General features: G+C 38.1%; 42 protein-coding genes. 3 read left to right on the top strand and 39 right to left on the bottom strand.

Annotation, left to right across the window (positions count from 1 at the left end; genetic code table 11):
• The 38 genes from I567_RS00625 to rpsJ all read right to left on the bottom strand — a co-directional run.
• Window positions 1-452 (bottom strand): helix-turn-helix domain-containing protein (locus I567_RS00625; protein ID WP_016250319.1); only part of this gene is annotated, 452 nt, incomplete at its 3' end.
• Window positions 453-522: 70 nt separating this feature from the next.
• On the bottom strand, window positions 523-1,320 hold the full coding sequence (locus I567_RS00620) for an energy-coupling factor transporter transmembrane component T family protein (RefSeq protein WP_026209911.1): 798 nt from the start codon (window positions 1,318-1,320) through the stop codon (window positions 523-525).
• Window positions 1,310-2,173 carry an energy-coupling factor ABC transporter ATP-binding protein gene (locus tag I567_RS00615; RefSeq protein ID WP_016250317.1) on the bottom strand — a complete coding sequence of 288 codons (864 nt, stop codon included), beginning with the start codon at window positions 2,171-2,173 and terminating at the stop codon, window positions 1,310-1,312. The genes I567_RS00620 and I567_RS00615 overlap by 11 nt, the downstream gene beginning before the upstream one ends.
• The gene (locus I567_RS00610) at window positions 2,149-2,988 is read right to left on the bottom strand and encodes an energy-coupling factor ABC transporter ATP-binding protein (protein WP_016250316.1); all 840 of its coding nucleotides are present in this window, start codon (window positions 2,986-2,988) and stop codon (window positions 2,149-2,151) included. Before I567_RS00610 ends, I567_RS00615 begins: the two co-directional genes overlap by 25 nt.
• 175 nt (window positions 2,989-3,163) lie before the next feature.
• A complete protein-coding gene (locus I567_RS00605) occupies window positions 3,164-3,664 on the bottom strand; it encodes a hypothetical protein (RefSeq protein ID WP_231940219.1) in 501 nt (166 codons plus the stop codon).
• 27 nt (window positions 3,665-3,691) lie between these two features.
• Window positions 3,692-4,018, bottom strand: coding sequence for a DUF11 domain-containing protein (locus I567_RS00600; RefSeq protein ID WP_016250314.1), 327 nt, complete (start codon window positions 4,016-4,018; stop codon window positions 3,692-3,694).
• A 21-nt stretch (window positions 4,019-4,039) separates the two neighbouring features.
• Window positions 4,040-5,110, bottom strand: a complete 1,071-nt coding sequence (locus I567_RS00595; protein WP_016250313.1) for a DUF11 domain-containing protein — start codon at window positions 5,108-5,110, stop codon at window positions 4,040-4,042.
• Window positions 5,111-5,127: 17 nt separating this feature from the next.
• Entirely contained in the window at window positions 5,128-6,693 is a 1,566-nt protein-coding gene (locus I567_RS00590; RefSeq protein WP_016250312.1) for a hypothetical protein, read from the bottom strand.
• Window positions 6,694-6,957: 264 nt separating this feature from the next.
• The gene (locus I567_RS00585; RefSeq protein WP_016250311.1) at window positions 6,958-7,368 is read right to left on the bottom strand and encodes a hypothetical protein; all 411 of its coding nucleotides are present in this window, start codon (window positions 7,366-7,368) and stop codon (window positions 6,958-6,960) included.
• A 270-nt stretch (window positions 7,369-7,638) separates the two neighbouring features.
• Window positions 7,639-8,019, bottom strand: a complete 381-nt coding sequence (gene rplQ / locus I567_RS00580) for a 50S ribosomal protein L17 (RefSeq protein WP_016250310.1) — start codon at window positions 8,017-8,019, stop codon at window positions 7,639-7,641.
• 26 nt (window positions 8,020-8,045) lie between these two features.
• Window positions 8,046-8,984, bottom strand: coding sequence for a DNA-directed RNA polymerase subunit alpha (locus I567_RS00575; RefSeq protein WP_016250309.1), 939 nt, complete (start codon window positions 8,982-8,984; stop codon window positions 8,046-8,048).
• 77 nt (window positions 8,985-9,061) lie between these two features.
• A complete protein-coding gene (gene rpsK / locus I567_RS00570) occupies window positions 9,062-9,451 on the bottom strand; it encodes a 30S ribosomal protein S11 (RefSeq protein ID WP_016250308.1) in 390 nt (129 codons plus the stop codon).
• Window positions 9,452-9,481: 30 nt separating this feature from the next.
• On the bottom strand, window positions 9,482-9,847 hold the full coding sequence (gene rpsM, locus I567_RS00565) for a 30S ribosomal protein S13 (protein WP_016250307.1): 366 nt from the start codon (window positions 9,845-9,847) through the stop codon (window positions 9,482-9,484).
• Window positions 9,848-9,865: 18 nt separating this feature from the next.
• Window positions 9,866-9,982, bottom strand: coding sequence for a 50S ribosomal protein L36 (rpmJ, locus tag I567_RS00560; RefSeq protein WP_002288710.1), 117 nt, complete (start codon window positions 9,980-9,982; stop codon window positions 9,866-9,868).
• Window positions 9,983-10,015: 33 nt separating this feature from the next.
• Entirely contained in the window at window positions 10,016-10,234 is a 219-nt protein-coding gene (infA, locus tag I567_RS00555; RefSeq protein WP_002356224.1) for a translation initiation factor IF-1, read from the bottom strand.
• Between the two features lie 193 nt (window positions 10,235-10,427).
• Window positions 10,428-11,072 carry an adenylate kinase gene (locus I567_RS00550; protein ID WP_016250306.1) on the bottom strand — a complete coding sequence of 215 codons (645 nt, stop codon included), beginning with the start codon at window positions 11,070-11,072 and terminating at the stop codon, window positions 10,428-10,430.
• A 62-nt stretch (window positions 11,073-11,134) separates the two neighbouring features.
• Window positions 11,135-12,430 carry a preprotein translocase subunit SecY gene (secY, locus tag I567_RS00545; protein WP_016250305.1) on the bottom strand — a complete coding sequence of 432 codons (1,296 nt, stop codon included), beginning with the start codon at window positions 12,428-12,430 and terminating at the stop codon, window positions 11,135-11,137.
• Window positions 12,431-12,433: 3 nt separating this feature from the next.
• The gene (rplO, locus tag I567_RS00540) at window positions 12,434-12,874 is read right to left on the bottom strand and encodes a 50S ribosomal protein L15 (protein WP_016250304.1); all 441 of its coding nucleotides are present in this window, start codon (window positions 12,872-12,874) and stop codon (window positions 12,434-12,436) included.
• 44 nt (window positions 12,875-12,918) lie between these two features.
• A complete protein-coding gene (rpmD, locus tag I567_RS00535; RefSeq protein WP_016250303.1) occupies window positions 12,919-13,098 on the bottom strand; it encodes a 50S ribosomal protein L30 in 180 nt (59 codons plus the stop codon).
• 13 nt (window positions 13,099-13,111) lie between these two features.
• Window positions 13,112-13,612, bottom strand: a complete 501-nt coding sequence (rpsE, locus tag I567_RS00530) for a 30S ribosomal protein S5 (RefSeq protein WP_016250302.1) — start codon at window positions 13,610-13,612, stop codon at window positions 13,112-13,114.
• 20 nt (window positions 13,613-13,632) lie between these two features.
• On the bottom strand, window positions 13,633-13,989 hold the full coding sequence (gene rplR / locus I567_RS00525; RefSeq protein ID WP_016250301.1) for a 50S ribosomal protein L18: 357 nt from the start codon (window positions 13,987-13,989) through the stop codon (window positions 13,633-13,635).
• Window positions 13,990-14,050: 61 nt separating this feature from the next.
• A complete protein-coding gene (gene rplF, locus I567_RS00520) occupies window positions 14,051-14,587 on the bottom strand; it encodes a 50S ribosomal protein L6 (protein WP_016250300.1) in 537 nt (178 codons plus the stop codon).
• Window positions 14,588-14,615: 28 nt separating this feature from the next.
• On the bottom strand, window positions 14,616-15,014 hold the full coding sequence (rpsH, locus tag I567_RS00515) for a 30S ribosomal protein S8 (protein ID WP_016184191.1): 399 nt from the start codon (window positions 15,012-15,014) through the stop codon (window positions 14,616-14,618).
• Window positions 15,015-15,050: 36 nt separating this feature from the next.
• Window positions 15,051-15,236: a type Z 30S ribosomal protein S14 gene (locus I567_RS00510; RefSeq protein ID WP_016184192.1), complete on the bottom strand. Its 186-nt coding sequence runs from the start codon at window positions 15,234-15,236 to the stop codon at window positions 15,051-15,053.
• An 18-nt stretch (window positions 15,237-15,254) separates the two neighbouring features.
• Window positions 15,255-15,794, bottom strand: coding sequence for a 50S ribosomal protein L5 (gene rplE, locus I567_RS00505; protein WP_016250299.1), 540 nt, complete (start codon window positions 15,792-15,794; stop codon window positions 15,255-15,257).
• Window positions 15,795-15,822: 28 nt separating this feature from the next.
• Complete coding sequence (gene rplX, locus I567_RS00500) at window positions 15,823-16,134, bottom strand: 50S ribosomal protein L24 (RefSeq protein ID WP_016250298.1); 312 nt, start codon at window positions 16,132-16,134, stop codon at window positions 15,823-15,825.
• Window positions 16,135-16,168: 34 nt separating this feature from the next.
• Entirely contained in the window at window positions 16,169-16,537 is a 369-nt protein-coding gene (gene rplN, locus I567_RS00495) for a 50S ribosomal protein L14 (RefSeq protein ID WP_016250297.1), read from the bottom strand.
• Window positions 16,538-16,598: 61 nt separating this feature from the next.
• Complete coding sequence (rpsQ, locus tag I567_RS00490) at window positions 16,599-16,865, bottom strand: 30S ribosomal protein S17 (protein WP_016250296.1); 267 nt, start codon at window positions 16,863-16,865, stop codon at window positions 16,599-16,601.
• A 24-nt stretch (window positions 16,866-16,889) separates the two neighbouring features.
• On the bottom strand, window positions 16,890-17,078 hold the full coding sequence (gene rpmC, locus I567_RS00485) for a 50S ribosomal protein L29 (protein WP_002288664.1): 189 nt from the start codon (window positions 17,076-17,078) through the stop codon (window positions 16,890-16,892).
• Window positions 17,068-17,502: a 50S ribosomal protein L16 gene (gene rplP, locus I567_RS00480; protein WP_016250295.1), complete on the bottom strand. Its 435-nt coding sequence runs from the start codon at window positions 17,500-17,502 to the stop codon at window positions 17,068-17,070. Before rplP ends, rpmC begins: the two co-directional genes overlap by 11 nt.
• Window positions 17,503-17,505: 3 nt before the next feature.
• Entirely contained in the window at window positions 17,506-18,162 is a 657-nt protein-coding gene (gene rpsC, locus I567_RS00475) for a 30S ribosomal protein S3 (protein ID WP_016250294.1), read from the bottom strand.
• A 13-nt stretch (window positions 18,163-18,175) separates the two neighbouring features.
• Window positions 18,176-18,523 (bottom strand): 50S ribosomal protein L22, encoded by a 348-nt coding sequence (gene rplV / locus I567_RS00470; RefSeq protein ID WP_016250293.1) that lies wholly within the window; start codon window positions 18,521-18,523, stop codon window positions 18,176-18,178.
• A 20-nt stretch (window positions 18,524-18,543) separates the two neighbouring features.
• Window positions 18,544-18,822 carry a 30S ribosomal protein S19 gene (rpsS, locus tag I567_RS00465; protein ID WP_016184200.1) on the bottom strand — a complete coding sequence of 93 codons (279 nt, stop codon included), beginning with the start codon at window positions 18,820-18,822 and terminating at the stop codon, window positions 18,544-18,546.
• 42 nt (window positions 18,823-18,864) lie between these two features.
• Window positions 18,865-19,698: a 50S ribosomal protein L2 gene (gene rplB, locus I567_RS00460; protein ID WP_016250292.1), complete on the bottom strand. Its 834-nt coding sequence runs from the start codon at window positions 19,696-19,698 to the stop codon at window positions 18,865-18,867.
• A gap of 37 nt (window positions 19,699-19,735) precedes the next feature.
• On the bottom strand, window positions 19,736-20,023 hold the full coding sequence (locus I567_RS00455) for a 50S ribosomal protein L23 (protein WP_016250291.1): 288 nt from the start codon (window positions 20,021-20,023) through the stop codon (window positions 19,736-19,738).
• Complete coding sequence (gene rplD / locus I567_RS00450; RefSeq protein WP_016250290.1) at window positions 20,023-20,646, bottom strand: 50S ribosomal protein L4; 624 nt, start codon at window positions 20,644-20,646, stop codon at window positions 20,023-20,025. The genes I567_RS00455 and rplD overlap by 1 nt, the downstream gene beginning before the upstream one ends.
• A gap of 28 nt (window positions 20,647-20,674) precedes the next feature.
• Complete coding sequence (gene rplC, locus I567_RS00445; RefSeq protein WP_016250289.1) at window positions 20,675-21,304, bottom strand: 50S ribosomal protein L3; 630 nt, start codon at window positions 21,302-21,304, stop codon at window positions 20,675-20,677.
• Window positions 21,305-21,329: 25 nt separating this feature from the next.
• Window positions 21,330-21,638, bottom strand: coding sequence for a 30S ribosomal protein S10 (gene rpsJ / locus I567_RS00440; protein ID WP_016184205.1), 309 nt, complete (start codon window positions 21,636-21,638; stop codon window positions 21,330-21,332).
• Window positions 21,639-21,987: 349 nt separating this feature from the next.
• Between rpsJ and I567_RS00435 the strand changes: the two genes are divergently transcribed.
• The 3 genes from I567_RS00435 (at window position 21,988) to I567_RS00425 (ending at window position 24,886) form a co-directional block, all read left to right on the top strand.
• Entirely contained in the window at window positions 21,988-23,412 is a 1,425-nt protein-coding gene (locus I567_RS00435; protein ID WP_016250288.1) for an aminotransferase-like domain-containing protein, read from the top strand.
• A gap of 113 nt (window positions 23,413-23,525) precedes the next feature.
• Entirely contained in the window at window positions 23,526-24,353 is an 828-nt protein-coding gene (thiD, locus tag I567_RS00430) for a bifunctional hydroxymethylpyrimidine kinase/phosphomethylpyrimidine kinase (RefSeq protein WP_016250287.1), read from the top strand.
• Entirely contained in the window at window positions 24,350-24,886 is a 537-nt protein-coding gene (locus I567_RS00425; RefSeq protein WP_016250286.1) for an ECF transporter S component, read from the top strand. Before thiD ends, I567_RS00425 begins: the two co-directional genes overlap by 4 nt.
• 120 nt (window positions 24,887-25,006) lie before the next feature.
• Here the strand turns inward: I567_RS00425 and tuf are convergent, their stop codons facing one another.
• On the bottom strand, window positions 25,007-26,194 hold the full coding sequence (tuf, locus tag I567_RS00420; RefSeq protein WP_016250285.1) for an elongation factor Tu: 1,188 nt from the start codon (window positions 26,192-26,194) through the stop codon (window positions 25,007-25,009).
• Between the last annotated feature and the right edge of the window lie 58 nt (window positions 26,195-26,252).

The raw sequence follows: 26,252 nt of genomic DNA, 5'->3' as shown, positions 1-26,252 counted from the left end.
TCTTCTAGCTCTTTTACATGTTCTGCACTTGTATCAACAGAAGATTCTTCAACTGGTTTGTTTTGTGTATTGCCATTAGTTGTATTCAATGTTTTCTTTCGTCCCTTCTTGCGTGGTCTTAGGGCATCAGGACCAGCTGCACGAAAGCGACTCACCCAATTTGTGATCATACTTGGATTAGTAATTCCTTCTTGCAGAGCTAAATCTTGATATGAGATTTCACTTGATAAATATAACTCTACTATAGAAAGCTTCTTTTCAAAAGAATAAAAATCTTTTTTTCTAGAACGTTTTAATCCTTCATCACCAAATGCATTGTAATTATCCACCCATAGTTTAACTTTATTAACAGATGGAATGCCGAACTTATTTGCAAGATAAGTATACCCACCTTCGCCATTAAGATAAGCATTTACAACTTGCTTTTTAAACTCAAAAGAATATTTGGACATAAAAATACCGACCTCCAATTGTTAGATTTTATGGTCTAACTTTTGGGGGTCGGTACAGAAGACCTCTTGTTTATTTTCTTAATAGAATTAATAATGCTGTTAATAAGACGAATACTAAAATTGTGATGGTATCTAATAATTGCCATTCCAATTTACGATATTTCGTCCTACCATCGCCACCTTGATAGCCACGTGCTTCCATTGCATAAGCCAAATCGATTGCTCGCGTAAAGCTAGAAACAAATAGCGGAATTAATAGTGGAATGATGGCTTTCATTTTTTGGATTAAATTACCTTCTGAAAAATCCACACCACGCGCACGCTGAGCATTCATAATTTTCTCTGTTTCATCCATTAAAGTTGGCACATATCGTAAGGCAATCGATAACATCAAAGAGAATTCATGAACTGGTAATTTCAACGCTTTTAATGGCTTCAATAAGGATTCAATCGCATCTGATAATTCCAAAGGCAAAGTGGTTAGTGTTAAAAGTGTAGACATAAAGATGATTAAGACAAACCGACAGAAAATGAAAATACCATTTGTCACGCCGTACTCTGTTAGTCTAAAAATCCACCACTGCCAATAAATTGTACCGCCATTTGTGAAAAAGACCTGCAAAAAGACGGTAAATAGGATAAGACCGATCAGTGCTTTTAAACCACGAACAAAAAATACTAGGTTAATTTTTGACAAGTAGATGGCAAAAAAGGTAAAAGCTGCGAGTAATAAATACGTTTGCCAGTTATTCGCTAAAAAGATAATCCCAATGAAATAAAAACTTGCGACCAATTTTGCTCGAGGATCCATCTGATGAATCAATGAATTGCCTGGAATATAGCGACCAAAAATTAATTTATTCATCATCCTCACCTCGCTGTCTAATAATTTCATCGGCTAAAGCTTGAGGAGTCAATGGTAATTGGGCAAACTTCATTCCTTTTTCCTGAAGTTTTAGCGCAAATTGAGTCGCTGTAGGTACGCCCAATTGCTTTTCATACAACCAATCGACATCTTGGAATAATTCTGATGGTGTTCCTTCTTTCACCACACGTCCTTTTTCTAAAGCATACACATAATCTGCATAATCAGCCACGTCATCCATCAAGTGCGTGACTAAAACTAGGGTTAAGCCACGTTCTTTATGCAAACGCCAAAACATATCCATCATTTCTTTACGCCCTTGAGGATCTAGGCCAGCTGTTGGTTCATCAAGCACAAGGACTTCTGGTTGCATCGCCAAAACACCGGCAATAGCAACACGACGCATTTGTCCACCTGATAAGTCAAAAGGTGAACGCTCAAGATAGCTTTCATCTAAGCCTACTAATTTCAATGTATCTTTTGCAATTTGATTTGCTTCTTCTAGACTTACACCAAAATTTTGTGGGCCAAAAGCAATATCTTTTTCTACTGTTTCTTCAAATAACTGAGATTCCGGAAACTGAAAGACAATCCCTACTTTTTTACGGATGGGTTTTAAGTTTTTATTATCGGTTTGCGGTGTAATCACACGTTCACCAATGTTTACAGTTCCTTTAGTAGGTTTTAGTAAAGCATTTAAATGTTGAAGCAAAGTTGATTTACCACTACCTGTATGCCCAATTAATGCTGTAAAACTTCCCTCTTTAATCGCCAAATTAATATCAAAGAGTGCTCGATGCTCAAAAGGGGTATTGGGTTGGTAAGTAAAATCTACTTGTTCAAAACGGATGTCCATAGCCAATCCACCATCCCTTCTTCAGTCATATATTCTTCAGGTACGTCCACACCACGAGCTTTTAGTGCTGACTTTAAGCGTTCTGGAAACGGCAAGTCTAATCCTAGCTCAATTAATTTTTCACCTTGAGAAAAGATTTCTTCTGGCGTACCTTCTTGGATAAGTTCACCTTTTTTCATCACAAAAATTCGATTAGCATTAGCGGCTTCATCGATATCATGGGTGATTGATAAAACGGTTAAATTATTTTCTTCTTTAATTTTCTTCACGGTAGCAATCACTTCTAAGCGGCCTTCAGGATCTAGCATACTCGTTGCTTCATCAAGAATAATTACATTCGGTCTTAAAGCTACAATTCCAGCAATAGCGACACGTTGTTTTTGACCACCTGAAAGTCTTGATGGTTCTTTACGCATAAATTCGGCCATTCGCACCTGCTCTAGTGATTCTCTTACACGTACCAACATTTCTTCTCGCGGCACACCTTGATTTTCCAAACCAAAAGCGACATCATCTTCTACAGTTGATCCGACAAATTGATTATCAGGATTTTGAAAGACCATCCCAACGTTACGACGTACTTCCCAGATGTTTTTTTCATTTATTTCTTGACCATTGACCTTGATACTTCCTGACTCAGGTAGTAACAAGCCATTAATCGTCTTTGCGAGCGTTGATTTTCCCGAACCATTATGTCCGATAATCGCAATCCATTCCCCTTGATTAATGTTCAATGATACTTTATTTAAGGCAGGAGTTTGATCTTCTTCTTGATAGCGAAAAGTCAAATCCTTCATTTCAATTATTGGTTGCATCATTTACCCTCGTTTTTCATTTCGTTACAAGCCTTACCATACCAAAAAAACAACAGAATTTCAATCTTTCTATCTTGTTTCATTGTCTTGACACAACTTTTTTTAAAAAAAGCAAATAGCTACACTTCTTTAGAAAAGTATAGTCTATTCGCTTATGTGGGGATATTCAATGATATTAGCGATGCCAACGACTTCTTCTGTCAAAGTATATCACGATACCAGCTAGTCCTAAAGATATGACACTTAACCATAGATAACCATTTTTTTGCATTCCTGTAGCAGGTAAATGTTTTTTTGTGTTGGATTTGGCAACTCTAGTTAATTCTTTTTGTTTTACCGTTCCCTGTGTAGAACGTTTTTGATTATCAAATTTGCCACCACCACTATTCATAAAAAATCTGTCATCATTTTCCCTTTCTGCTGTATTAGGAACGCCTGGTTCATCTGGCTTATCTTCTGGCTCCGTTGGCATTGGTTCTGGTTCATCCGGTTTGTCTTCTGGTTCCGTTGGCGTTGGTTCAGGTTCTTCTTCCACAACAGTTTTCACTTCATTACTTTCCACATTTAACTCGGGAACACTTTCATGAGTTGCCAAAGCACGGTTGAAAATTTCGCCAGCTTTCTTCCTTAATACTTTAGCTGTGAACGTAATCACCTGGGTTTGGCCTTGATCCAAATCAATTGGCACACTTAAAGTATTGCCCTAAAAACTTCCCACCTCTGTCTTCAAAGCTTGTAAATCATCCGTTAACTTGTCCGTTAGCGTTTCTACCCATTTTGCGGTACCAGTATTTTCTACAGTAAGTTTATAAGTTAGGGTATCACCTGTTTTCGCTTCTGCCTCATCGACGGCTTTATTCACCATAAGCTTGCGGACATGAACCTGTGTTTCAACTGTGTTACTGTCTTTATTGAAATCAGGATTTTCAGCATTTATCCCATAGAATCTATTGACAATTTTACCGTCTTCTTTCACTATCTTCGTCTTAAAATATAATTTCAATTCTTGTCCAGGTTTTAAGGTAACCAAATATCGTAAACTATTGTCGTTTCAAACTTTTTCATCTGAAACTGCTAAATCTTCAGCAGTTTCCCATAGTTTATCCGTAATCGCCTTGGTATTCCCCTTGGTCGAATGTGCGACATAATTTAAATCTTTTTCAGGCAATACATCTTCCAACGTACCATACCACGTACCATCGCCAGTATTCTTCACATTGAAAGTATATTGAAGAACCTCTTTTGGATAGGCTGTTGTCTTATCTACTTCCTTGAGCACTTGTAATACAGGCTTGGTTAATTCTCCCACTCCACGCGCTTCAACCACATTGGAATCTAAAAGGAAAGTCTTACCTTCTTGCGTTAAAAGCGAAGAATTATGACTCAACAAATTAGCCGGGTTATGACTGGCTCGCATTTGAATTAAGAGTTTTTTCACGGTATTTGCTTGCATTTCTTTCTTCAAGACAACTTTAATGCTCTTCACTCTAGAAGCATCGACACTATCCGTCAATGGTTGCCAATTTGCGGTAGTTAATTTTTGAATATCTTGCACCTCACTATAATATACGTCAAAATCCGGATCACTTTGGGCAATCTTTTTAAAAATCGCACCATCGGTACTACCACGGTCAATGATACGATCTTGGTCATTCATCGTATCCCCTTTATGCGGCAAAATATTATAAAAGGCATAAGGTTTACTTGTTTGTTTTGTCCGATTTTCCAAATTAATTTCATAAAAGAATTCTTCCAATGGACTCACAATTAATGGATGCACCGATAAATCTTCTGGTGTATGACCAATCTTTTCATGGATAATCACTTCTTCTGGCGGACCAAAATCCACTTTTGTCATCGCTTTTAAGACTGATTTACCTACAAACGTCCCCTTTCCGTCCAAGTCTAATTGATTATTTCTCACAATAGTCGATTCATCTGCCCAACCAGAAGTCGTCTTTAATACAGAAGAATCATACCAGTAAATATAATGATCTAATTGATGGACAGCCTTGGTCAAATATTTATTAAACTGAATTTGTTGTCGGAAAGCATAACGATATTTTTGAATCGGGTAATTTTCACCACTATCGATTTCTTTTAACGTCTTGGTAATAATCAAGGTCGTCTTATCAGTACCTAAATATGATGGACCACTTTGTAACCCATATTTTCCAACGAACGATGATACTCATTAATCACATCGATGCCATCTGATAAGAGCGTCACAATCGTAAATGGCATATTCTCATCGACACGGTTTGGCGTCAAAATATAAGTTAAACGCGTCTTATCTTCATTATGTGCTTCAATCGAGGTTTGCCAATTATCATCATATTCCACGCGCAAGGTTAAGAAGGCCCGGTTATAACTTCCAACAGCTTCTTTATATTTTTCACCAATTACCTTACCTTGATCATCACTGTAATACACAAATCCCCAGTTATGAAGCGTGGTGCTTGTGGTTGATTCATCCGATGAGAAGATTCCTTTTGGCCACTTTTCATCAACGACTTTAGTTTTCACAGTCAAATACACATCAGTACGTGCTAAAATTGGCTTTTCAAAGGTCGCTTTTACATATTCAATATCAGACGTTAAAGAAATCGCTTGGCCAGACTGAACATTGTCTTTCAGTAATCTAAATTGCGTTTCTCGTAAAGTTTTGCCATACAACTTGATGGTACCCACATCGACACCTTCTGGAATATGCACGGTTACTTCCTTGAGTTCTAAAATCTTTTCACCCGCTGTTTGAATACTATCGCCCGTACCTTTATAAATTCGTGGACCATTATTATTAATCAAGTCCCCTAAACCATTAATGTAATACTTTTGGGCCGCCATTCTTTCTTCAAATTTAGGTGCGACTTTCCATTCCATTTCATTGTTGCTTTCGTCGAGTTCACCACCACCAGCAATCAGTTGTTTATCAACACTACCTGAGCCGTATTTGGTTTGTTTGGCATAAGGCGTAAATCTAACTGAACCATCACTAATTTTCTTTCCTTGTTCATCCAACATAGTAACACTATTAGTAATAGGTTGACCTAATTTCACATGTCGAAGTTTGACAGGTAATCGTAGTTGTAATCTCCGTGTCCCGTGCTCTTGCATATATTTACCTACGTCTGGAAATGAAACAGTACGAGTTGCTTCATCATAGGTCCACGGAGCATCTTCTGGGTCATCTTTATCAAATACCATGCCTTCTTTAATCGTTCCTACCGCGTGATAATAGACCCCATAATCATCAAAGAGCCCACCATTCATTACGGTAATTAAATAGTAACAGGTCAATAACTCATCTAAATTGTTACTTGAATAAGTTGGATCATCTGCATCTGGCATTCCCACATCTTGACCCACATCATACCATGGCTGGTCAGAACCCTTAAAGACCACATATTTCGAAATATAAGGATCGTGCGTTTTGGCCGTAGCTTTTAGTTCACTGTAGCCAATTTTATGTTCACGTAGATACAATGTGGAACTAACCGGTGTTTCACTACCTGGAGGCGTCGTATACATCACATGCTTAAAGATGATTGGAAAGGCAATAATTCCGCCACCAGCCACTGGATTATAATAGACTTTTCGAATATAATATTCATCATCGTCCATCGATTCCACATTTTTGACGCTATCTAGTTTTGGAATTTCCACACTACCTGCTTTCACATATTTTTTAGCAATTTTTATCATTGAATATACGCCGTCAGTCACTTTATCATTATCAAATTCTAACCGTTAATAAATACGAAAAAGTTTACCAGTATAAACACTTGAACCTTCTCCATCCGGATCAAATTCTAAATAAAAGCTTACCTTTGTCACATCAATATCCAAAGAGGTTGAAATATCACTTGTTAGTGGACTTGAAGCAGCCATTCTTTTTTTTATTTTAGGAGCAGCTAATGGTTTTGTTGATTGTGTTGTAGCGTTGGTTCCTTGAGTTTCAGTTGCATTTTAGCCTTTTGCATTATTATCACTTGGAGTAACATTGTCAGTTGTCTTAGAAGTGGCAGTTGGATTTTCACTTGAAGTAACAGAGTTGTTTTCTTTTTGAGGTATTGTTGAGGATTCACTAATACTTGAAGAAGTCGTATTAGAAGTAGCACTTGTTTGACTACCACTTGGAGCAACCTGTGAATTTGTACCCGATTCATTGCTTACAGAACTTTGATTTTCAGTTGGTGGCGAAGTCGTAGGTGTCTTTGGTACATCTTGCATAGATTCTGAGGAGGTTTGATTGACAACACTCATATTTGAATCTTGAGCATAGACTTCAGCGAAAACCAAAAACGGACTAAATAAGCTACCGAATAGTAAAATCATTGTTCCCACAAAAATAATGATTCTTTTCCCTATTGCAGACACAGTTATTCCCTCCTTAAATTGAATTCGCGTACAATTCTATTATAATCTAAAAAATATATTTTCACGCCAAAAAACCTTGTATGCAAAGATAAAACTTTACATACAAGGCAAAAAAATAAACGATTGAAAACCAACCGTCCCATTCAAAATATTTTATGATGAGTGCTTACCCTCTGATGACAACTCACCAGAGGGTAGCGACGAGCTAGACTCGGAAAGTAGTAGCACTTCCAACATCATAACACTCAAAATTACAATAGTGTCAACTTATTAAACAAGTTCTAAGATAACCATTGGTGCAGCATCTCCACGTCTTGGTTCAGTTTTCAAGATGCGAGTATATCCACCATTACGGTCAGCATAACGAGGAGCGATATCGTTGAATAATTTTTGTAATGCAGATTCAACTACGATTTCTTCGCCTTCTTCACGCACGCTAGCGGTTTCGTTACGTACGAATGCAGCAGCTTGACGACGAGCATGTAAATCTCCGCGTTTTCCTAAAGTAATCATTTTTTCAGCAGTAGAACGTACTTCCTTCGCACGAGCTTCAGTAGTAACAATACGTTCGTTAATGAATAAATCAGTTGTTAAGTCACGTAACATCGCTTTACGTTGAGAAGATGTACGTCCTAATTTACGGTAACTCATTTAGTTTTCCCTCCCTCAATGAAAGATTAATCGTCTTTACGTAAACCTAAACCTAAATCATGTAATTTATTCTTCACTTCTTCTAAAGATTTGCGTCCTAAATTACGAACTTTAATCATTTCAGGTTCAGACTTGTTAGTTAATTCTTGTACAGTATTAATGCCTGCACGTTTCAAACAGTTATAAGAACGAACAGATAAATCTAATTCTTCAATCGTCATTTCTAACATTTTTTCTTTTTGTGTTTCTTCTTTTTCAACCATGATTTCAGCATGACGTGCTTCATCAGTAAGGTTCACAAAAATATCTAAATGTTCCGTTAAGATCTTAGCTGCTAAACTCATTGCGTCTAGCGGTTCGATTGATCCATCAGTCCAAATTTCCATTGTTAACTTGTCGAAATCATCACGACGACCTACACGTGTGTTTTCAACTTGATAGTTTACACGACGAACAGGTGTGTAGATTGAATCAACAGGAAGAACACCGATTGGCATATCTTCAGTTTTGTTTTCGTCAGCTTGAACGTAACCACGACCTGCTTTCACTTTTAGGCGAGCACGGAATGTAGCACCTTCACTGACTGTACAAATGTACATATCTTTGTTTAAGATTTCAACATCAGAATCAACGATAATGTCACCTGCAGTCACAACTGCTGGACCAGTAATATCGATTTCTAAAGTTTTTTCTTCAGATCCGTACAATTTTAAGGCTAAACCTTTAATATTCAAGATAATTTGAGACACATCTTCACGAACACCTACAATAGTAGAAAATTCATGTTGAACTGTATCGATTTGAATACTGGTAATAGCAGCCCCTGGTAATGAAGATAAAAGGATACGACGTAGAGAGTTCCCTAAAGTAGTACCATAACCTCTTTCTAAAGGTTCGACAATAAACTTGCCATAATCTCTTTCTTCATCAATTTTTGAAATTCTTGGTTTTTCGAATTCAATCATTCTTATCACTTACCCCTTTCAAAACGAAAAGTGTCTTGTTCAATGACTAATAGTTAACTCAAAATGAGCAGCACTCATTAAACACGACGGCGTTTTGGAGGGCGGCATCCATTATGAGGAACTGGAGTTACATCACGAATTGCAGTTACTTCTAAACCTGCAGCTTGTAATGAACGGATAGCAGCTTCACGTCCTGAACCTGGGCCTTTAACAGTAACCTCTACAGTTCTTAATCCGTGTTCCATTGCTGATTTAGCTGCTGTTTCAGCTGCCATTTGCGCTGCGAATGGAGTTGATTTTCTGCTTCCTTTAAATCCTAATGCACCCGCTGAAGACCAAGCTAATGCATTACCATGAACGTCAGTAATCATGACGATAGTATTGTTAAATGTTGAATGAATATGAGCAACACCAGATTCAATATTCTTTTTGACACGGCGTTTACGACTCACTTTTTTTCCTGCCATGAAGTGTTAACCTCCTTCACTAATTATTAATTATTTTTTCTTACCTGCAACTGTCTTAGTAGGACCTTTACGAGTACGTGCATTGTTCTTAGTGTTTTGACCACGAACTGGTAAACCACGACGATGACGCATTCCACGGTATGAACCGATTTCCATTAGACGTTTGATGTTAAGGTTAACTTCACGACGAAGATCACCTTCAACTTTTAATTTATCCACTTCAGCACGGATAGCATCTGTTTGTTCGTTAGTTAAGTCACGTACGCGAACATCTTCAGATACACCAGCGTTAGCTAAAATTTGTTTAGCAGTTGTTGTACCAATACCGTAAATGTATGTTAATGAAACAACAACACGTTTTTCACGAGGAATGTCTACTCCTGCAATACGAGCCATATTATGTTACACCTCCAATTATCCTTGACGTTGTTTGTGTTTTGGATTTGCTGGGCAAATCACCATAACGCGTCCTTTACGACGAATTACTTTACAATGTTCACACATTGGTTTTACTGATGGTCTTACTTTCATTGATAATACCTCCTAATGATTTACGGAGTACAATTACTTAAAGCGGTAAGTAATACGACCGCGAGTTAAGTCATATGGTGATAACTCAACTGTTACCTTGTCACCAGGTAAAATACGAATGTAGTGCATTCTAATTTTACCAGAAACGGTAGCAAGCACTTGATGGCCGTTTTCTAACTCGACTTTAAACATTGCATTCGGCAAAGTTTCGACGACTGTACCTTCAACTTCAATCATATCTTCTTTTGCCACGCACAGTACCTCCTTGTACATTTTCGTACCTTACATACGATAAAATGGCGGAATTAGCTTCCACCTGAGATTCTCAAAACAATGCTTCTAGTAAAAAAATAATACTAGAAGTCGGACTCAAATATTATACCACATATCCTACCAATATATCAAGAGAAAGTTCTAATTCAAGTTGGCATGTACGCGACTTTGATTAATCGATAATTGCTTGTACATCTTTAAATACAGCATCAATATCGCGATTACCATCAATTGATTTTAATAAACCTTGCTCTTTATAATAAGCAAGAATTGGTTCGCTGTTTTTAATGTTTACAGCCAAACGATTTTTCACAGTTTCTGGCTTGTCATCATCACGTTGATAAAATTCATGACCACCGCAACGATCACATGTACCTTCAACCTTTGTTGGCTTAAATACTTTGTGGAAACTTGCACCACAACTACGACACATATAACGACCAGTCAAACGTTCAACTAAAACTTCTTCAGGAACGTTGATATCAATTACTGCATCAATTTTCTTACCTAGATCAGCTAACATTTCATCTAATGCTTTTGCTTGATCAAGGGTACGTGGGAAGCCATCTAATAAGAAACCATTTTTAGTATCATCTTGGGCTAAACGCTCTTTTACAATACCATTGGTTACTTCGTCAGGTACTAAATCCCCGCGATCCATATATTCTTTTGCTTTCAAACCAAGTGCTGTTTGATTCGCAATTGCTGCTCTAAACATATCACCTGTTGAAATTTGTGGAATTTGGTACTCAGCAATGATTTTCTCAGCTTGGGTTCCTTTTCCAGCTCCTGGTAATCCCATTAAAATGAGGTTCATGCCTAATTCCTCCTATAAGTTTATGAATAGTGTTGAGGAAAAACCCCAACACTTCATGAACTTTAATTGATAAAACCAGTATATTTACGTTTCAGCATTAAGCCTTCAAGTTGTTTTGCAGACTCTAAAGCAACACCGATGACGATTAATAGACTTGTTCCTCCCAAGCCAATTGAACCTGGTAACTGCCAAATCATTTGTGCAATAATTGGTAGTAAAGCAACAACCCCTAAGAATAGTGAGCCGACTGTACTTAAACGCATCAACAATCCAGAAACATATTCTTCCGTACCACGACCTGGACGGATACTTGGAATATAGCTTCCTTGCTTTTGAAGATTCTCGGCAAGTTTTTCTGGATTCACTTGCACAAAGGCATAGAAGAATGTGAAACCAACGATTAATACAGTATATAAAGCTGCACCTGGCACAGTATTATAACTGAATAATGTTGTCACCACTTGATACCATTGTTCATCACTATGAGAGCTTGCCAAGGCCTGGATAATTGCACTTGGCGTTGTTAAAAACGAACTTGCGAAAATTACTGGGATAACCCCTGCGGCATTCACTTTTAATGGTAGATAACTACTTGTTGGTGCCCCAGTCATACGTTTTGTATATTGAATCGGAATTTTTCGTTCGGCTTGTTGTACATAGGTTACAAAAGTCACAACGATTAATACAATCAAGATTAATGCCAAGGCAAATAATGCTGATTTCCATAATTGACTAGATTCAATATTGATGAAATAATCTTCTACAATTTCTTTAATACTACCTGGCATCTGAGCAATGATACCTGCGAAGATAATCATTGAAACCCCATTACCAATCCCTTTTTCAGTAATTTGTTCCCCTAACCATGTCACAAACATTGTTCCAGTAGTTAAGATAAAACCAATTAAAATGAAAGTAGTTACTGTTGGATTTTTAACGAAACCTAATTGTGTAAAGTAGTTAAAACCAGCAGTAATTGTTACTGATTGTGCAAAGGCTAATACCAAAGTAATATATCGAGTAGCTTGGTTCAATTTTCGTCGACCAACTTCCCCTTGTTTAGACCATTCTACAAATTTAGGCACAATGTCCATTTGTAGTAATTGCACAATGATGGAAGCTGTGATATAAGGAGATACCCCCATGGCAAAAATTGAAAAGCGTTGGATTGAACTACCACTTACTAAATTAAGCATATTTAGAAATGGTAGATCAGCAATGCTCTGTAAAGATGCCGCATTTACTCCCGGAATAGTAATATGAGTACCTACACGGAAAATAAACAAGATAAACACTGTAAACAGAATTCTGGATCGGATATCTTTTACTTTAAAAGCGTCCTTCAGCAATTTAAGCATGCGTTAAATCACCTCGATTGATCCACCAGCAGCAACAATTGCTTCTTCTGCGGCTTTTGAGAACTTAGCAGCTTTAACCGTTAATTTCTTAGATAATGTTCCGTTTCCTAAAACTTTGATTCCAGCTTTTGCATCTTTAACGATTCCAGCTTCCACTAAAGCTACAGGAGTTACTTCAGCACCATCTTCAAAACGGTTTAAAACGTCTAAGTTAACAACAGCGTATTCTTTGCGGTTGATATTAGTAAATCCACGTTTTGGTAAACGACGGAACAATGGTGTTTGTCCCCCTTCAAAACCTAAACGTACACCACCACCTGAACGAGCTTTTTGCCCTTTTTGTCCACGTCCTGCTGTTTTACCGTTACCTGATGAAGTTCCACGGCCAACACGATTACGTACTTGACGAGAACCTTCTGCAGGTTTTAATTCATGAAGTTTCATGTATTTGGCACCTCCTTAATGAATAAGTATAAATTTGTTTATAATTAAATTTCTTTAACGTCCACTAAGTGAGAAACAGCTTTGATCATACCTTTAACTGCATCGTTAGCAGGTTTTACTACTGAGCTGTTTACTTTTGTTAGACCTAACGCTTGAACAGTTTTGCGTTGGCTTTGAGGACGTCCGATAACACTGCGTTTTAAAGTAATTTTTAATTCAGCCATTATTTAGTCCTCCTTAACCGATTAATTCTTCAACTGATTTACCACGTAATGCAGCAACTTCTTCAGCGCGTTTTAATTGTTTCAAACCTTCAATTGTTGCACGTACAACATTGATTGGTGTGTTTGAACGTAAAGATTTAGATGCGATATCAGCGATACCAGCTAATTCTAAGACAGCACGAGTTGGACCCCCGGCTGCAACCCCAGAACCTTCTACAGCTGGTTTCATTAAGATGCGTCCACCACCAAAAGTTCCGATAACTTCATGAGGGATAGTAGTCCCAACCATTGGTACTTCGATAAGGTTTTTCTTAGCATCTTCAACAGCTTTACGGATTGCTTCTGGAACTTCTTGAGCTTTACCAGTACCAAAACCTACATGTCCGTTTTTGTCACCGACAACAACTAAAGCTGCAAAACGTAAACGACGTCCACCTTTAACAACTTTTGTTACACGGTTAATCGCTACAACGCGGTCTTCTAATTCCAAATGTTTTGGATCAATATAAACCATGAATGGTGTTCCTCCTTCTATTAAAATTCAAGTCCATTTTCGCGAGCTGCTTGAGCTAAAGCTGCTACACGGCCATGGTAAAGGTATCCACCACGGTCAAAGACTACATTTTTAATACCTTTTGCTGCAGCACGTTCTGCTACTAATTTACCAACAGCTTGTGCTTGTTCAGTTTTTGTTCCACCTGAAATTTCTTTATCTAAGGCAGAGGCACTTGCTAGCGTCACACCCGCTACGTCATCAATAATTTGAGCGTAGATGTTTTTATTAGAACGAAAAACGTTCAAGCGTGGGCACTCAGCAGTACCAGAGATTTTGTTACGTACACGACGATGTCTCTTTTGACGTGTTTTATTTTTGTCTGGTTTTGTAATCACAATTGTCACCTCTTTTATTATGCTGGCCTAAGCCGCGAATCGTAAACAATGTTGTTTACGATTATTTACCAGTTTTACCTTCTTTACGGCGTACATATTCACCAACATAGCGAATACCTTTACCTTTATAAGGTTCTGGTGGACGAACACCACGAATGTTCGCTGCAATTTCACCTACAGCTTCTTTGCTGATTCCTTTAACAACAACTTGTGTGTTAGATGGAACTTCAAATGTAATACCTGCAGGAGCAGTAATTTCAACAGGATGAGAGTAACCTACGTTTAATACAAGTTTTGAACCTTGTAATTGTGCACGGTACCCAACCCCGATTAATTCTAATGCTTTTTGGAAACCTTCGCTTACACCAACAACCATGTTATGGAAGATTGCGCGAGTAGTTCCGTGAATTGTTTTCATTTCTTTTGAGTCATTAGGACGAGTGAAAGTCACTTCATTACCTTCGATATTCATTTTGATATCTTCTGAGAAAGTACGAGTTAATTCACCTTTAGGACCTTTGACTGTAATTTCGTTTCCGTTTTGTTTGACTTCCACACCTTGAGGAAGAACAACAACTTTATTACCGATACGGCTCACTATCAGACACCTCCTCGTTGATTAATTCTTACCATACGTAAGCGACAACTTCGCCACCGATGTTTTTAGCTCTAGCTTCTTTATCAGTGATTACACCTTCAGAAGTTGAGATAATTGCGATCCCTAAACCATTTAATACTTTAGGTACTTCGTCAGCTTTTACGTAAGCACGTAAACCTGGTTTTGAGATACGTTTTAAGTTAGTGATAACACGTTCGCCGTTTTTACCGTATTTTAAGAACACACGGATTACGCCTTGTTTGTCATCTTCGATATATTCTACATCACGTACGAAACCTTCACGTTTTAAGATTTCAGCGATGTCACGTTTGATTTTTGATGCAGGTACTTCTAAAACTTCATGTTTAACCATGTTTGCATTACGAATGCGAGTTAGAAAATCTGCAATTGGATCTGTCATGACCATTAGATGATTTACCTCCTTTATGCGAATTTAACTTTTTTACCAGCTAGCTTTCTTCACGCCGGGAATTTGACCTTTATAGGCAAGTTCGCGGAAGCAAATACGGCAAAGTTTAAATTTACGATAAACTGAATGTGGACGTCCGCAACGTTCGCAACGAGTATATTCTTGAGTTGAGAATTTTGCAGGGCGTTTGTTTTTAGCAATCATTGATTTTTTAGCCACGTAGTTCGCCTCCTTTTATTATTTTGCAAATGGCATGCCTAATTGTGTTAACAACTCTCGAGATTCTTCATCTGTTTGAGCTGTAGTTACAATTACGATATCCATACCACGTACTTTATCTACTAAATCGTAGTCCACTTCAGGGAAGATTAATTGTTCTTTCACACCTAAAGTGTAGTTTCCACGTCCGTCAAAGGCTTTTTTGCTTACACCGTGGAAGTCACGTACACGTGGAAGTGAAACAGTAACTAATTTATCTAAAAATTCGTACATTCTTTCACCACGTAAAGTAACTTTCGCACCGATTGGCATTCCTTCACGTAAACGGAAACCAGCGATTGATTTCTTAGCTTTAGTAATTAAAGGTTTTTGACCTGAAATTAATTGTAATTCTTCAACAGCTTTATCTAAGTTTTTTGCGTTTGATACAGCATCACCAACACCCATGTTGATAACAATCTTTTCAACTTTAGGCACTTGCATCACTGAGCTATATTCAAATTTTTCCATTAAAGATGGAACAACTTCTTTTGTATATTTTTCTTTAAGGCGGTTCATTCAGTAAGCCCCTCCTTCCTTATTTTTCTTATTTATCTAAAACTTCACCGGTTTTCTTAGAAACGCGGACTTTTTTGCCATCAACTTCTTTGTAAGCAACTTTTGTAGGTTGTCCGTTTGAAGGATCGATTACCATTACGTTAGATACGTGAATTGGCGCTTCAACTTCAACGATTCCACCTTGAGGAGCAGCTTGAGAAGGTTTTTGGTGTTTTTTCACAATGTTTACACCTTCAACGATGACTTTATCTTTTTTAGGTAGGGCAGCTAAAACTACGCCTTCCTTATTTTTGTCTTTTCCAGTGATAACTTTAACTTTATCGCCTTTTTTAACAAACATCTATCTTAGCACCTCCTTATGTTTTATTGACCTATTATAATACTTCTGGTGCTAGTGAAACGATCTTCATGAAGTTGTTTTCGCGTAATTCACGAGCAACTGGGCCGAAGATACGAGTTCCACGTGGGCTCTTATCATCACGGATAATTACCGCAGCATTTTCATCAAATTTAATATATGAACCGTCTGCACGACGAGCTCCTGATTTTGTACGAACGATAACGGCTTTAACAACGTCACCTTTTTTGACAACACCACCTGGCGTTGCTTGTTTAACCGTAGCAACAATCACGTCACCGATATTGGCAGTTTTACGGCCAGATCCGCCTAAAACTTTAATCGTTAGGATTTCACGAGCGCCTGAGTTATCAGCAACTTTTAAACGACTTTCTGCTTGGATCACGATGTGTATCCTCCTTTCAGATTTGACAATATTTGAAATCTATATAGGAAAATCTCGTTGATTAAATAATCACTGCTTTTTCAACAATCTCTACTAGACGGAAACGTTTTGTAGCTGATAATGGACGAGTTTCCATAATTTTCACGATATCTCCAACTTTTGCTTCATTGTTTTCATCGTGAGCTTTGTATTTCTTAGAATAGTTCATACGTTTACCATAGATTGGGTGGTTACGTTTTGTTTCAACGACAACAGTAATGGTTTTATCCATTTTGTCAGAAACCACACGTCCTTGATAAACTTTGCGTTGATTTCTTTCTTCAGTCATACGATGAATGGCCTCCTTCCACGATTACTTAGCTTGTTCACGCAACACAGTTTTGATGCGTGCAATCGATTTACGTACTTCTTTGATTCGTGCAGTGTTTTCTAATTGGCCTGTAGCTAATTGGAATCTAAGATTGAACAATTCTTCTTTTAATTGTTTTTCTTGATCTAGCATTTCGGCAGTGGTTAATTCTCTGATTTCTTTAACCTTCATTCGATTCACCACCCATTTCCTCACGTTTTACGATTTTAGTTTTTACTGGTAATTTGTGAGAAGCAAGACGTAAAGCTTCACGAGCTACTTCTTCAGGAACGCCAGCTACTTCAAACATGATTTTGCCGCGTTTAACTGGTGCAACCCAACCTTCAGGTGCCCCTTTACCAGAACCCATACGTACCCCAATCGCTTTGGCAGTATAAGATTTGTGAGGGAAGATTTTAATCCATACTTTCCCACCACGTTTCATGTAACGAGTCATAGCAATACGGGCTGCTTCGATTTGACGGTTGGTAATCCAATGTGATTCAACTGCTTGCAAACCGTATTCACCAAAAGTAACTTCTTTACCGCCTTTAGCTTCACCACGCATTTTACCGCGGAATTCACGACGGTGTTTTACACGTTTTGGTACTAACATGTCTTATTTCCCTCCTTTTTCAGTATTCTTTTTAGTTGGAAGAACTTCTCCGCGATAGATCCATACTTTAACACCAAGTTTACCGTATGTTGTATCTGCTTCTTCCCAGGCGTAGTCAATATCTGCACGCAATGTATGAAGTGGAACTGTTCCTTCTGAGTATCCTTCGCTACGAGCAATATCTGCACCGTTTAAACGACCTGATACTTGTGTTTTAATTCCTTTAGCTCCTGAACGCATTGTACGTTGGATAGCTTGTTTTTGTGCACGACGGAAAGCAACACGGTTTTCTAATTGACGTGCAATACCTTCGCCGACTAATTTAGCATCTAAATCTGGTTTTTTGATTTCAACAATGTTAATGTGAACTCGTTTACCAGTTAATTTATTTAATTCTTTACGTAGGTTTTCGACTTCAGCACCGCCTTTACCGATAACCATACCTGGTTTAGCTGTGTGGATTGAAACGTTCACGCGATTTGCAGCACGTTCGATTTCTACTGTTGACACAGCGGCATCAGCAAGTTTAGATGCGATAAATTTACGAATTCTTAAATCTTCGTGTAGATATTCAGCATACTCTTTTTCAGCATACCATTTTGCATCCCAGTCACGGATGACGCCTACACGCATTCCAATTGGATGTACTTTTTGACCCACTGATTGTCCCTCCTTATTTTTCTGATACGACTACCGTAATATGACTTGTACGTTTGTTGATTGGTGAAGCTGATCCTTTCGCACGTGGACGGAAACGTTTCATAGTTGGTCCTTCGTTAACAAAAGCTTCAGATACATATAAGTTTTCAACATCTAAGTCAAAATTATTTTCAGCATTCGCAATAGCTGACATTAAAACTTTTTCAATGATTGATGCAGCTTTATTTGGTGTGAATTTTAGAATTGCAATTGCTTCAGCAACGCTTTTTCCTCGGATTAAATCGATAACTAAACGCGCTTTACGAGGAGATGTACGTACTGTTTTAGCAGTTGCTTTAGCTGATGTAATTTGTTCTGCCATTATTATATCCTCCCCTCAGACTAGCGTTTTGTCTTCTTATCGTCTGCAGCGTGGCCACGATAAGTTCTAGTTGGTGCAAATTCACCTAATTTATGTCCTACCATGTCTTCTTGAATGTAAACTGGCACGTGTTTACGTCCATCATACACAGCGATTGTGAATCCAACAAAACTTGGGAAGATTGTAGAACGACGAGACCAAGTTTTGATTACTTTTTTCTTTTCAACACCTTGTTGTGCTTCGACCTTTTTCATCAAATGGTCATCGACAAAAGGTCCTTTCTTTAAGCTACGACCCATGGTGAACCTCCTCTCAAAATGTGCGACACATGGTCATAAAAATTATTTAGTCTTACGACGACGAACAATAAGTTTGTTTGATTTAGCTTTCTTGTTACGTGTTTTGAAGCCAAGAGCTGGTTGACCCCAAGGTGAAACTGGTGCTTTACGTCCGATTGGTGCACGACCTTCACCACCACCGTGTGGGTGATCATTAGGGTTCATTACGCTACCACGAACAGTTGGGCGTTTACGCAACCAACGAGAGCGACCTGCTTTACCAATGTTAATTAATTCATGTTGTTCGTTACCAACAGCACCGATTGTTGCACGGCATGTTGCTAAGATCATACGAACTTCACCTGAGTTTAAGCGGATAAGAACGTATTTACCTTCTTTACCTAAAACTTGAGCACTTGTACCAGCAGAGCGGATTAATTGTCCACCTTTACCTGGTTTTAATTCGATATTGTGGATAACTGTACCAACTGGAATGTTTTCTAATGGTAAAGCATTACCCACTTTGATATCAGCTTCAGGACCAGAAACAACTGTCATGCCTACTTCTAATCCTTTAGGTGCTAAGATATAAGTTTTTACTCCATCTTCGTAATGCAATAAAGCAATGTTTGCAGAACGGTTTGGATCGTATTCGATTGTCGCAACTTTAGCTACAACATTATCTTTGTTACGTTTGAAGTCGATCAAACGGTATTGACGTTTATGACCGCCACCTTGGTGACGTACAGTAATGCGTCCGTTGTTGTTACGGCCGGCATTGTTTTTCAATGGTGCTAATAATGATTTTTCTGGTTTTGATGTAGTAATTTCAGCAAAGTCAGAAGAAGTCATATTACGACGACCATTTGAGGTAGGTTTGTACTTTTTAATCGCCACGTCTTTTTCCCTCCTATTAATAATCTATCTAGTTTTATTATTCAGCTGAGAATAATTCGATTGCTTTTGAATCGCTTGTTAATGTCACAATAGCTTTGCGACGTTTCTTTGTATAACCTGCATATTTACCCATACGTTTGAATTTAGGACGTACGTTTACGATGTTCACGTCTTTAACTTTCACATCGAAAGCAGCTTCTACAGCTTGTTTTACTAATGTTTTGTTTGCACGAGTATCCACTTCAAAAGTGTATTTGTTTTCTTCCATTGCGTTCATAGACTTTTCAGTGATTACTGGGCGTTTAATGACATCTAGTAAGTTCATTATGCAAGCACCTCCTCAATTTGAGTAAGAGCAGTTTGAGTTACTAATAATTTGTCATTTGATACAACATCTAACACACTTACGTTGTCTGAAGCAACAACACTTACGTTTGGTAAGTTACGTGCTGATAAAGCAGCAAAGTCATTACCTGGTTCTAATACTACTAATACTTTTGTATCAATTGATAAGTTAGCAAGAACTTGTTTGAATTCTTTAGTTTTTGGTGCTTCGAAGCTTAATGCATCAACTGCAACCAAGTTATTTGCAGCAACTTTTTCTGATAATACAGATTTCATTGCTAAACGACGAACTTTTCTAGGAAGTTTGTAGCTATATGAACGTGGTGTTGGTCCGAATACAACGCCACCTCCACGCCATTGTGGTGAACGGATTGAACCTTGACGAGCACGACCTGTTACTTTTTGACGCCATGGTTTGCGTCCACCGCCACGTACTGCGCTACGGTTTCTAACAGCGTGTGTTCCTTGTCTTAATGAAGCACGTTGCATGATAACTGCATCGAAAACAACACTTTCATTAGGTTCAATTCCAAAAATTTCTTCATTTAAAGTAATTTCGCCAATTTGGCTTCCATCTTGTTTAAATAATGCTACGTTTGGCATTCCTTAGTTCCTCCTTTCTTCCTATCGATTATTTAGCCTTCACAGCTGATTTGATTGTAATCAATGATTTTTTAGCGCCTGGAACGTTACCTTTGATTAAGATTACGTTACGTTCAGCGTCTACACGTACAATTTCAAGATTTTGAATTGTTACGCGATTGCCACCCATACGGCCAGCAAGGTGTTTATTTTTAAATACACGGTTAGGTGCAACTGGACCCATTGATCCAGGACGACGATGGTAACGAGAACCGTGAGCCATTGGTCCGCGGCTTTGTCCATGACGTTTGATTACGCCTTGGAATCCTTTACCTTTAGTTGTTCCTGTAACGTCAACGATGTCTCCTGCTTGGAAGACGTCCACTTTAATCTCTGATCCTACTTCTAAGCCCTCAAGCTCAACATCCTTGAATTCACGAATGAAGCGCTTAGGAGCCGTGTTTGCTTTTGCAACATGACCTTTCGCAGGTTTGTTAGACAAAACTTCACGCATATCTTCGAAACCAACTTGAATTGCTTCATAGCCGTCAGTTTCAACAGTTTTCACTTGTAAGACTACGTTTGGAGTAGCTTCAACAACTGTAACTGGGATTAATTCTCCTGATTCAGTGAAGATTTGAGTCATTCCCACTTTTTTCCCTAAGATTCCTTTGGTCATGATTACACCTCCATCTTAATTATAATTATAGTTTGATTTCAATATTAACACCTGATGGTAAGTCAAGCTTCATTAAAGCATCGACAGTTTTTGGTGTTGGATTCACAATGTCGATTAGACGTTTGTGTGTACGCATTTCGAATTGTTCGCGTGAATCTTTGTATTTGTGAGTCGCACGAATGATTGTGTAAAGACTACGTTCTGTTGGTAATGGAATTGGACCAGATACGTCAGCTCCAGTTCTCTTTGCAGTTTCTACAATTTTATCCGCAGACTGATCTAAAATACGATGTTCATACGCTTTTAAACGGATACGAATTTTTTGTTTTGCCATTTTGTTCCCTCCTTCGCCTATTTTGACAAGTAGACATAGCTCCACGAAAATTATCCGTCACGCTCGACCATGGCAAAGCGTCCGGGCGTGTCGCAACCTCTCGTTTCTTAGCCGCAGAATATTTTCTGCAGTGCATACCCGTAATGAGCAGCACCTTTTTGATTATAGTATATGTCCTGGCAATAAGCAAGCTTTTTTCTTGAAAAACTGAAAATTTTTTTGCCTTTTCACTCAATTTTCATTTTACTATATTTTTACTTCACTATTTTATAGTAGAAAAATGATTCAACTTGACTTTTTTACTTGAATCTTCTAACTTTAGGCTAAGAAAACTTACGGAGGGATGTTGATGTATCAATTAAATTCTGAATCAGACCTACCCTATTATCAACAAATTATCCACGAATTAATCGAAGCTATTCAATCTGGTGAGTTACTACCAGAAGAACGTTTACCTGCCGAACGCAAACTTGCACAGCTTTATGGTGTCAATCGTTCTACTGTTGGACGTGCACTCGATGAATTAGTTAGTTTAGGCTGGCTTGAACGACAACAAGGAAGTGGCACCTATATCAGCGCAACTCGTATTGCCAATCGTAAGTCACCCCAACTGCCTTGGAAAAATTTGCTAGCGCGTCCAATTTTTGTGGAAGATCCTTATCTTGCTGAATTGAAAACAAAGCGCAATGAGAAAGATTGTATTGATTTATCTAGCGGTGATTTACCCCTATCTTTCATTCAAAACTTTAATATTCCAAGTCTTTCGTGGGAACAGGTGCTTAAAATGCAAGCTGATTTACCTGAGTCAGGAGAAATTCATTTACGTCACGCTTTGGTCAATCATTTGAAAAATCAGTATCAGTTATCCCTTAGTGCTGAAGAATTACTAATTACATCTGGTTCTACGCAAGGAATGTCACTGATTTTCGATACCTTACTCAAACCAGGTGATGTGGTTGCTACAGAAAACCCCTCTTTTCTTTTTTCATTGCCTTGGATTGCCTCTAACCAAATTGAATTATTAGGAATTGATATGGATAACGAAGGAATCATAGCTGAAAAATTAGAACAACAAATTTTGCAACGTCGTATTAAACTTGTTTATCTTAATCCTGACTTTCAAAACCCGACCGGAAGATTAATGTCGCTTGAACGTCGCCAGCAAATTCTCACTATTTGTAAAAAATATCAGATTCCAATTGTAGAAGATGATGCTTATGGTGAACTGAACTTCAATCGACCCTTACCTCGACTAAAAAGTTTAGCCGACGAACAAGTCATCTATCTTGGTTCTTTGTCAAAAATATTCAGCCCGCATATCAAAATTGGTTGGGTAGCTGCTCCTAAATCACTATTATCTTCTATTATAGATACAAAAATCCAAAGCGAGCGTACGACTGATTTATTTTCGCAAATCATTGCTCAAAATGCTTTAAGTGCCAGTGATTATCTTGTCAAGCAGACACATTTATTACATTTTTTAGCGCAGAGACAAGCTGAGATTTTACATGTTTTTTCTGAATTTAGTGAAGATTGGCAAGTACAACAAACTTCAGGGGGACTATATTTATATTGTACGTGGAAACATCAAAAACTCCACCGCAAAGACTGGCAAATTTTCCTGAAACAAAATTTATTAGTGGCGCCTAGCTTTTTATATTGTAATCAATGTCAATCTATGCGCTTAAATTATGCCCATCTAGCCACTTATCCTTTAGAAGAATTTAAACAGCGACTCGCACATTGTACATCAATATTATCAGCTAAACGTTAAAAGATCTATCTTATGCAGATAGGTCTTTTTAAATTGGTTGGGTATATTTTGAGCCAATTGGTTGTTTTACGATACCATCTGTTGCGTTATACTATCAAAAAAGGAGGGAAACTATGGTTAAACAAGTACTTACTATTGCAGGCTCTGATTCTACTGGAGGTGCAGGATTAGAGGCTGATTTAAAAACCTTTCAAGAATTTGGATTATATGGATATGCGGTCATTACCTCAATCGTAACAATGGATGCTTCAAAAGGCTGGCAACATGAAGTCCACGAGTTAGATAGCGAGTTGATTCAAAAACAATTTGCGAGTGCTACATGTGGGGGCCAAATCGCAGCCTTGAAAACTGGCATGTTAGGCAACGAAGAAAACGCAGCAACGATTAGCAAGTTACTCAAAACAAGTAATACCGAAAAAATCGTCATCGATCCAGTTATCGCTTGCAAAGGAACGGCTAATATTTTACAACCCCAAGTCGTTGAAATGCTAAAAAACAAACTTATTCCACAAGCTTTTATCACAACACCTAATTTAGTAGAAGCCGGTATACTTTCTGGAATGGGCGATTTACACACCATTGAGCAGATGAAACAAGCAGCTAAAATCATTCATGAAATGGGTGCAAAAAATGTTGTCATCAAAGGTGGTGCCCGTTTAAATCATGAGCTAGCCATTGATATCTTCTATGATGGTCAAGATTTTCAAACTTTGGCATTACCAATCATTTCAACTGCAACCAACCACGGTGCAGGCTGTACTTTTGCCGCTGCGATTACCAGCTTATTAGCCCATGATTATCCGGTTCTTCAAGCTGTCCAATTAGCCAAAAGTTTTGTCAATAAAGCCATCCAAAAAGGGATCTTTGTTAACCCTTATGTTGGACATGTTTGGCACGGCGCCTATTTCCATGCCGAAACACGATTGGAGGAATCAAAATGAAACAAACAAAATCTATTCAAGCTATCACACTGACTGCACTATTTGCAGCCTTAACATTCATCGGAACAACAATTAAAATTCCTTTACCTACCGGAGCCTTTGTCCATCTCGGTAATGCGATGTTACTTTTAGCCATTTTATTACTTGGTTACTTTAAAGGTGCTCTTGCTGGAGGTTTAGGTTTTGCTATTTTCGATTTATTAAATGGGTATGCTACCGAAGCACCTTACTTCATTTTAGAAAGTTTTATTGTTGGTCTGTTTGCTATTTTTGCTATTCGTTTATTCAAGAATAATCCAACAAAAATTTGGCAAATCATCGTCATTGGAATATTTACTGGTATCGGTAAAATCATCATGACGCAAGTGAAAAATACTATAGTTTTGCTTATTGCCGGTAGTAATTTGAGTAATGCTTTTATTGCTGCGAGCATTAAATTACCAGCTACACTGATTAATGTTGTTTCAACTATCATCATTGTCAGCATTCTCTATTTTCCATTAAAGAAACTAAATCAACGCTTAAATGGTTAAACACACAAAACCAGAGAATAACGCGAAACAAAGTCATTCCCTGGTTGTTTTTTACGCAAAAAAAGACGATGAGCAAAAACTCATCGTCTTTATTTATCTACTAGTTTTAAAAGCTTAAAATTAAGCTAAGATACCAGTAACAACGCCTGAACCAACAGTACGTCCGCCTTCACGAATTGAGAAACGAGTTCCGTCTTCGATAGCGATTGGGTGGATTAATTCAACTTCCATAGTTACGTTATCACCAGGCATAACCATTTCAGTACCTTCTGGTAAGTTAACTACACCTGTAACGTCAGTTGTACGGAAGTAGAATTGTGGACGGTAGTTAGTGAAGAATGGAGTATGACGTCCACCTTCTTCTTTAGTTAAAACGTACACTTCAGCAGTGAATTTTGTATGTGGAGTGATTGAACCTGGTTTAGCTAATACTTGACCACGTTGGATATCTTCACGAGCCACACCACGTAATAATGCACCGATGTTGTCTCCAGCTTCAGCGTAATCTAATAATTTACGGAACATTTCAACACCAGTAACTGTTGTTTTAGAAATTTCATCATGGATACCAACTATTTCAACTTCGTCACCAACACGTACTTGTCCACGTTCAACACGACCTGTAGCAACAGTACCACGACCAGTGATTGAAAATACGTCTTCGACTGGCATCATGAATGGTTTATCGTTGTCACGTTCTGGAGTTGGGATGTATTCGTCAACTGCAGCCATTAATTCTAAGATTTTTTCTTCGTAAGATGGGTCGCCTTCTAAAGCTTTTAATGCAGAACCAGCGATTACAGGAACATCGTCTCCTGGGAAGTCGTATTCAGTTAATAAGTCACGTACTTCCATTTCAACTAATTCTAATAATTCTTCGTCGTCAACCATATCAACTTTGTTTAAGAAAACAACGATGTATGGAACACCAACGTTACGTGATAAAAGAATGTGTTCACGAGTTTGTGGCATAGGACCATCAGCAGCAGATACTACTAAGATAGCACCGTCCATTTGAGCAGCACCAGTGATCATGTTTTTAACGTAGTCAGCGTGTCCTGGGCAGTCAACGTGTGCATAGTGACGAGTAGCTGTTTCGTACTCAACGTGTGCAGTTGAAATTGTGATACCACGTTCACGTTCTTCTGGAGCACCATCGATTTGGTCATAAGCCATAGCTTGTGCTCCACCTTGTTTAGCTAATACAGTTGTAATAGCAGCTGTTAATGTAGTTTTACCATGGTCAACGTGTCCGATTGTACCAACGTTAACGTGGGCTTTAGAACGGTCAAATTTTTCTTTTGCCATTTTATTATATGCCTCCTAAAAATTTAATTAGTTTGTATATCTGATAGGTAGGAAGGAA

It is taken from the genome of Enterococcus cecorum DSM 20682 = ATCC 43198 (assembly GCF_000407565.1).
Lineage (GTDB): Bacteria > Bacillota > Bacilli > Lactobacillales > Enterococcaceae > Enterococcus_E > Enterococcus_E cecorum.
This window is presented reverse-complemented; position numbering and strand designations above follow the sequence as displayed.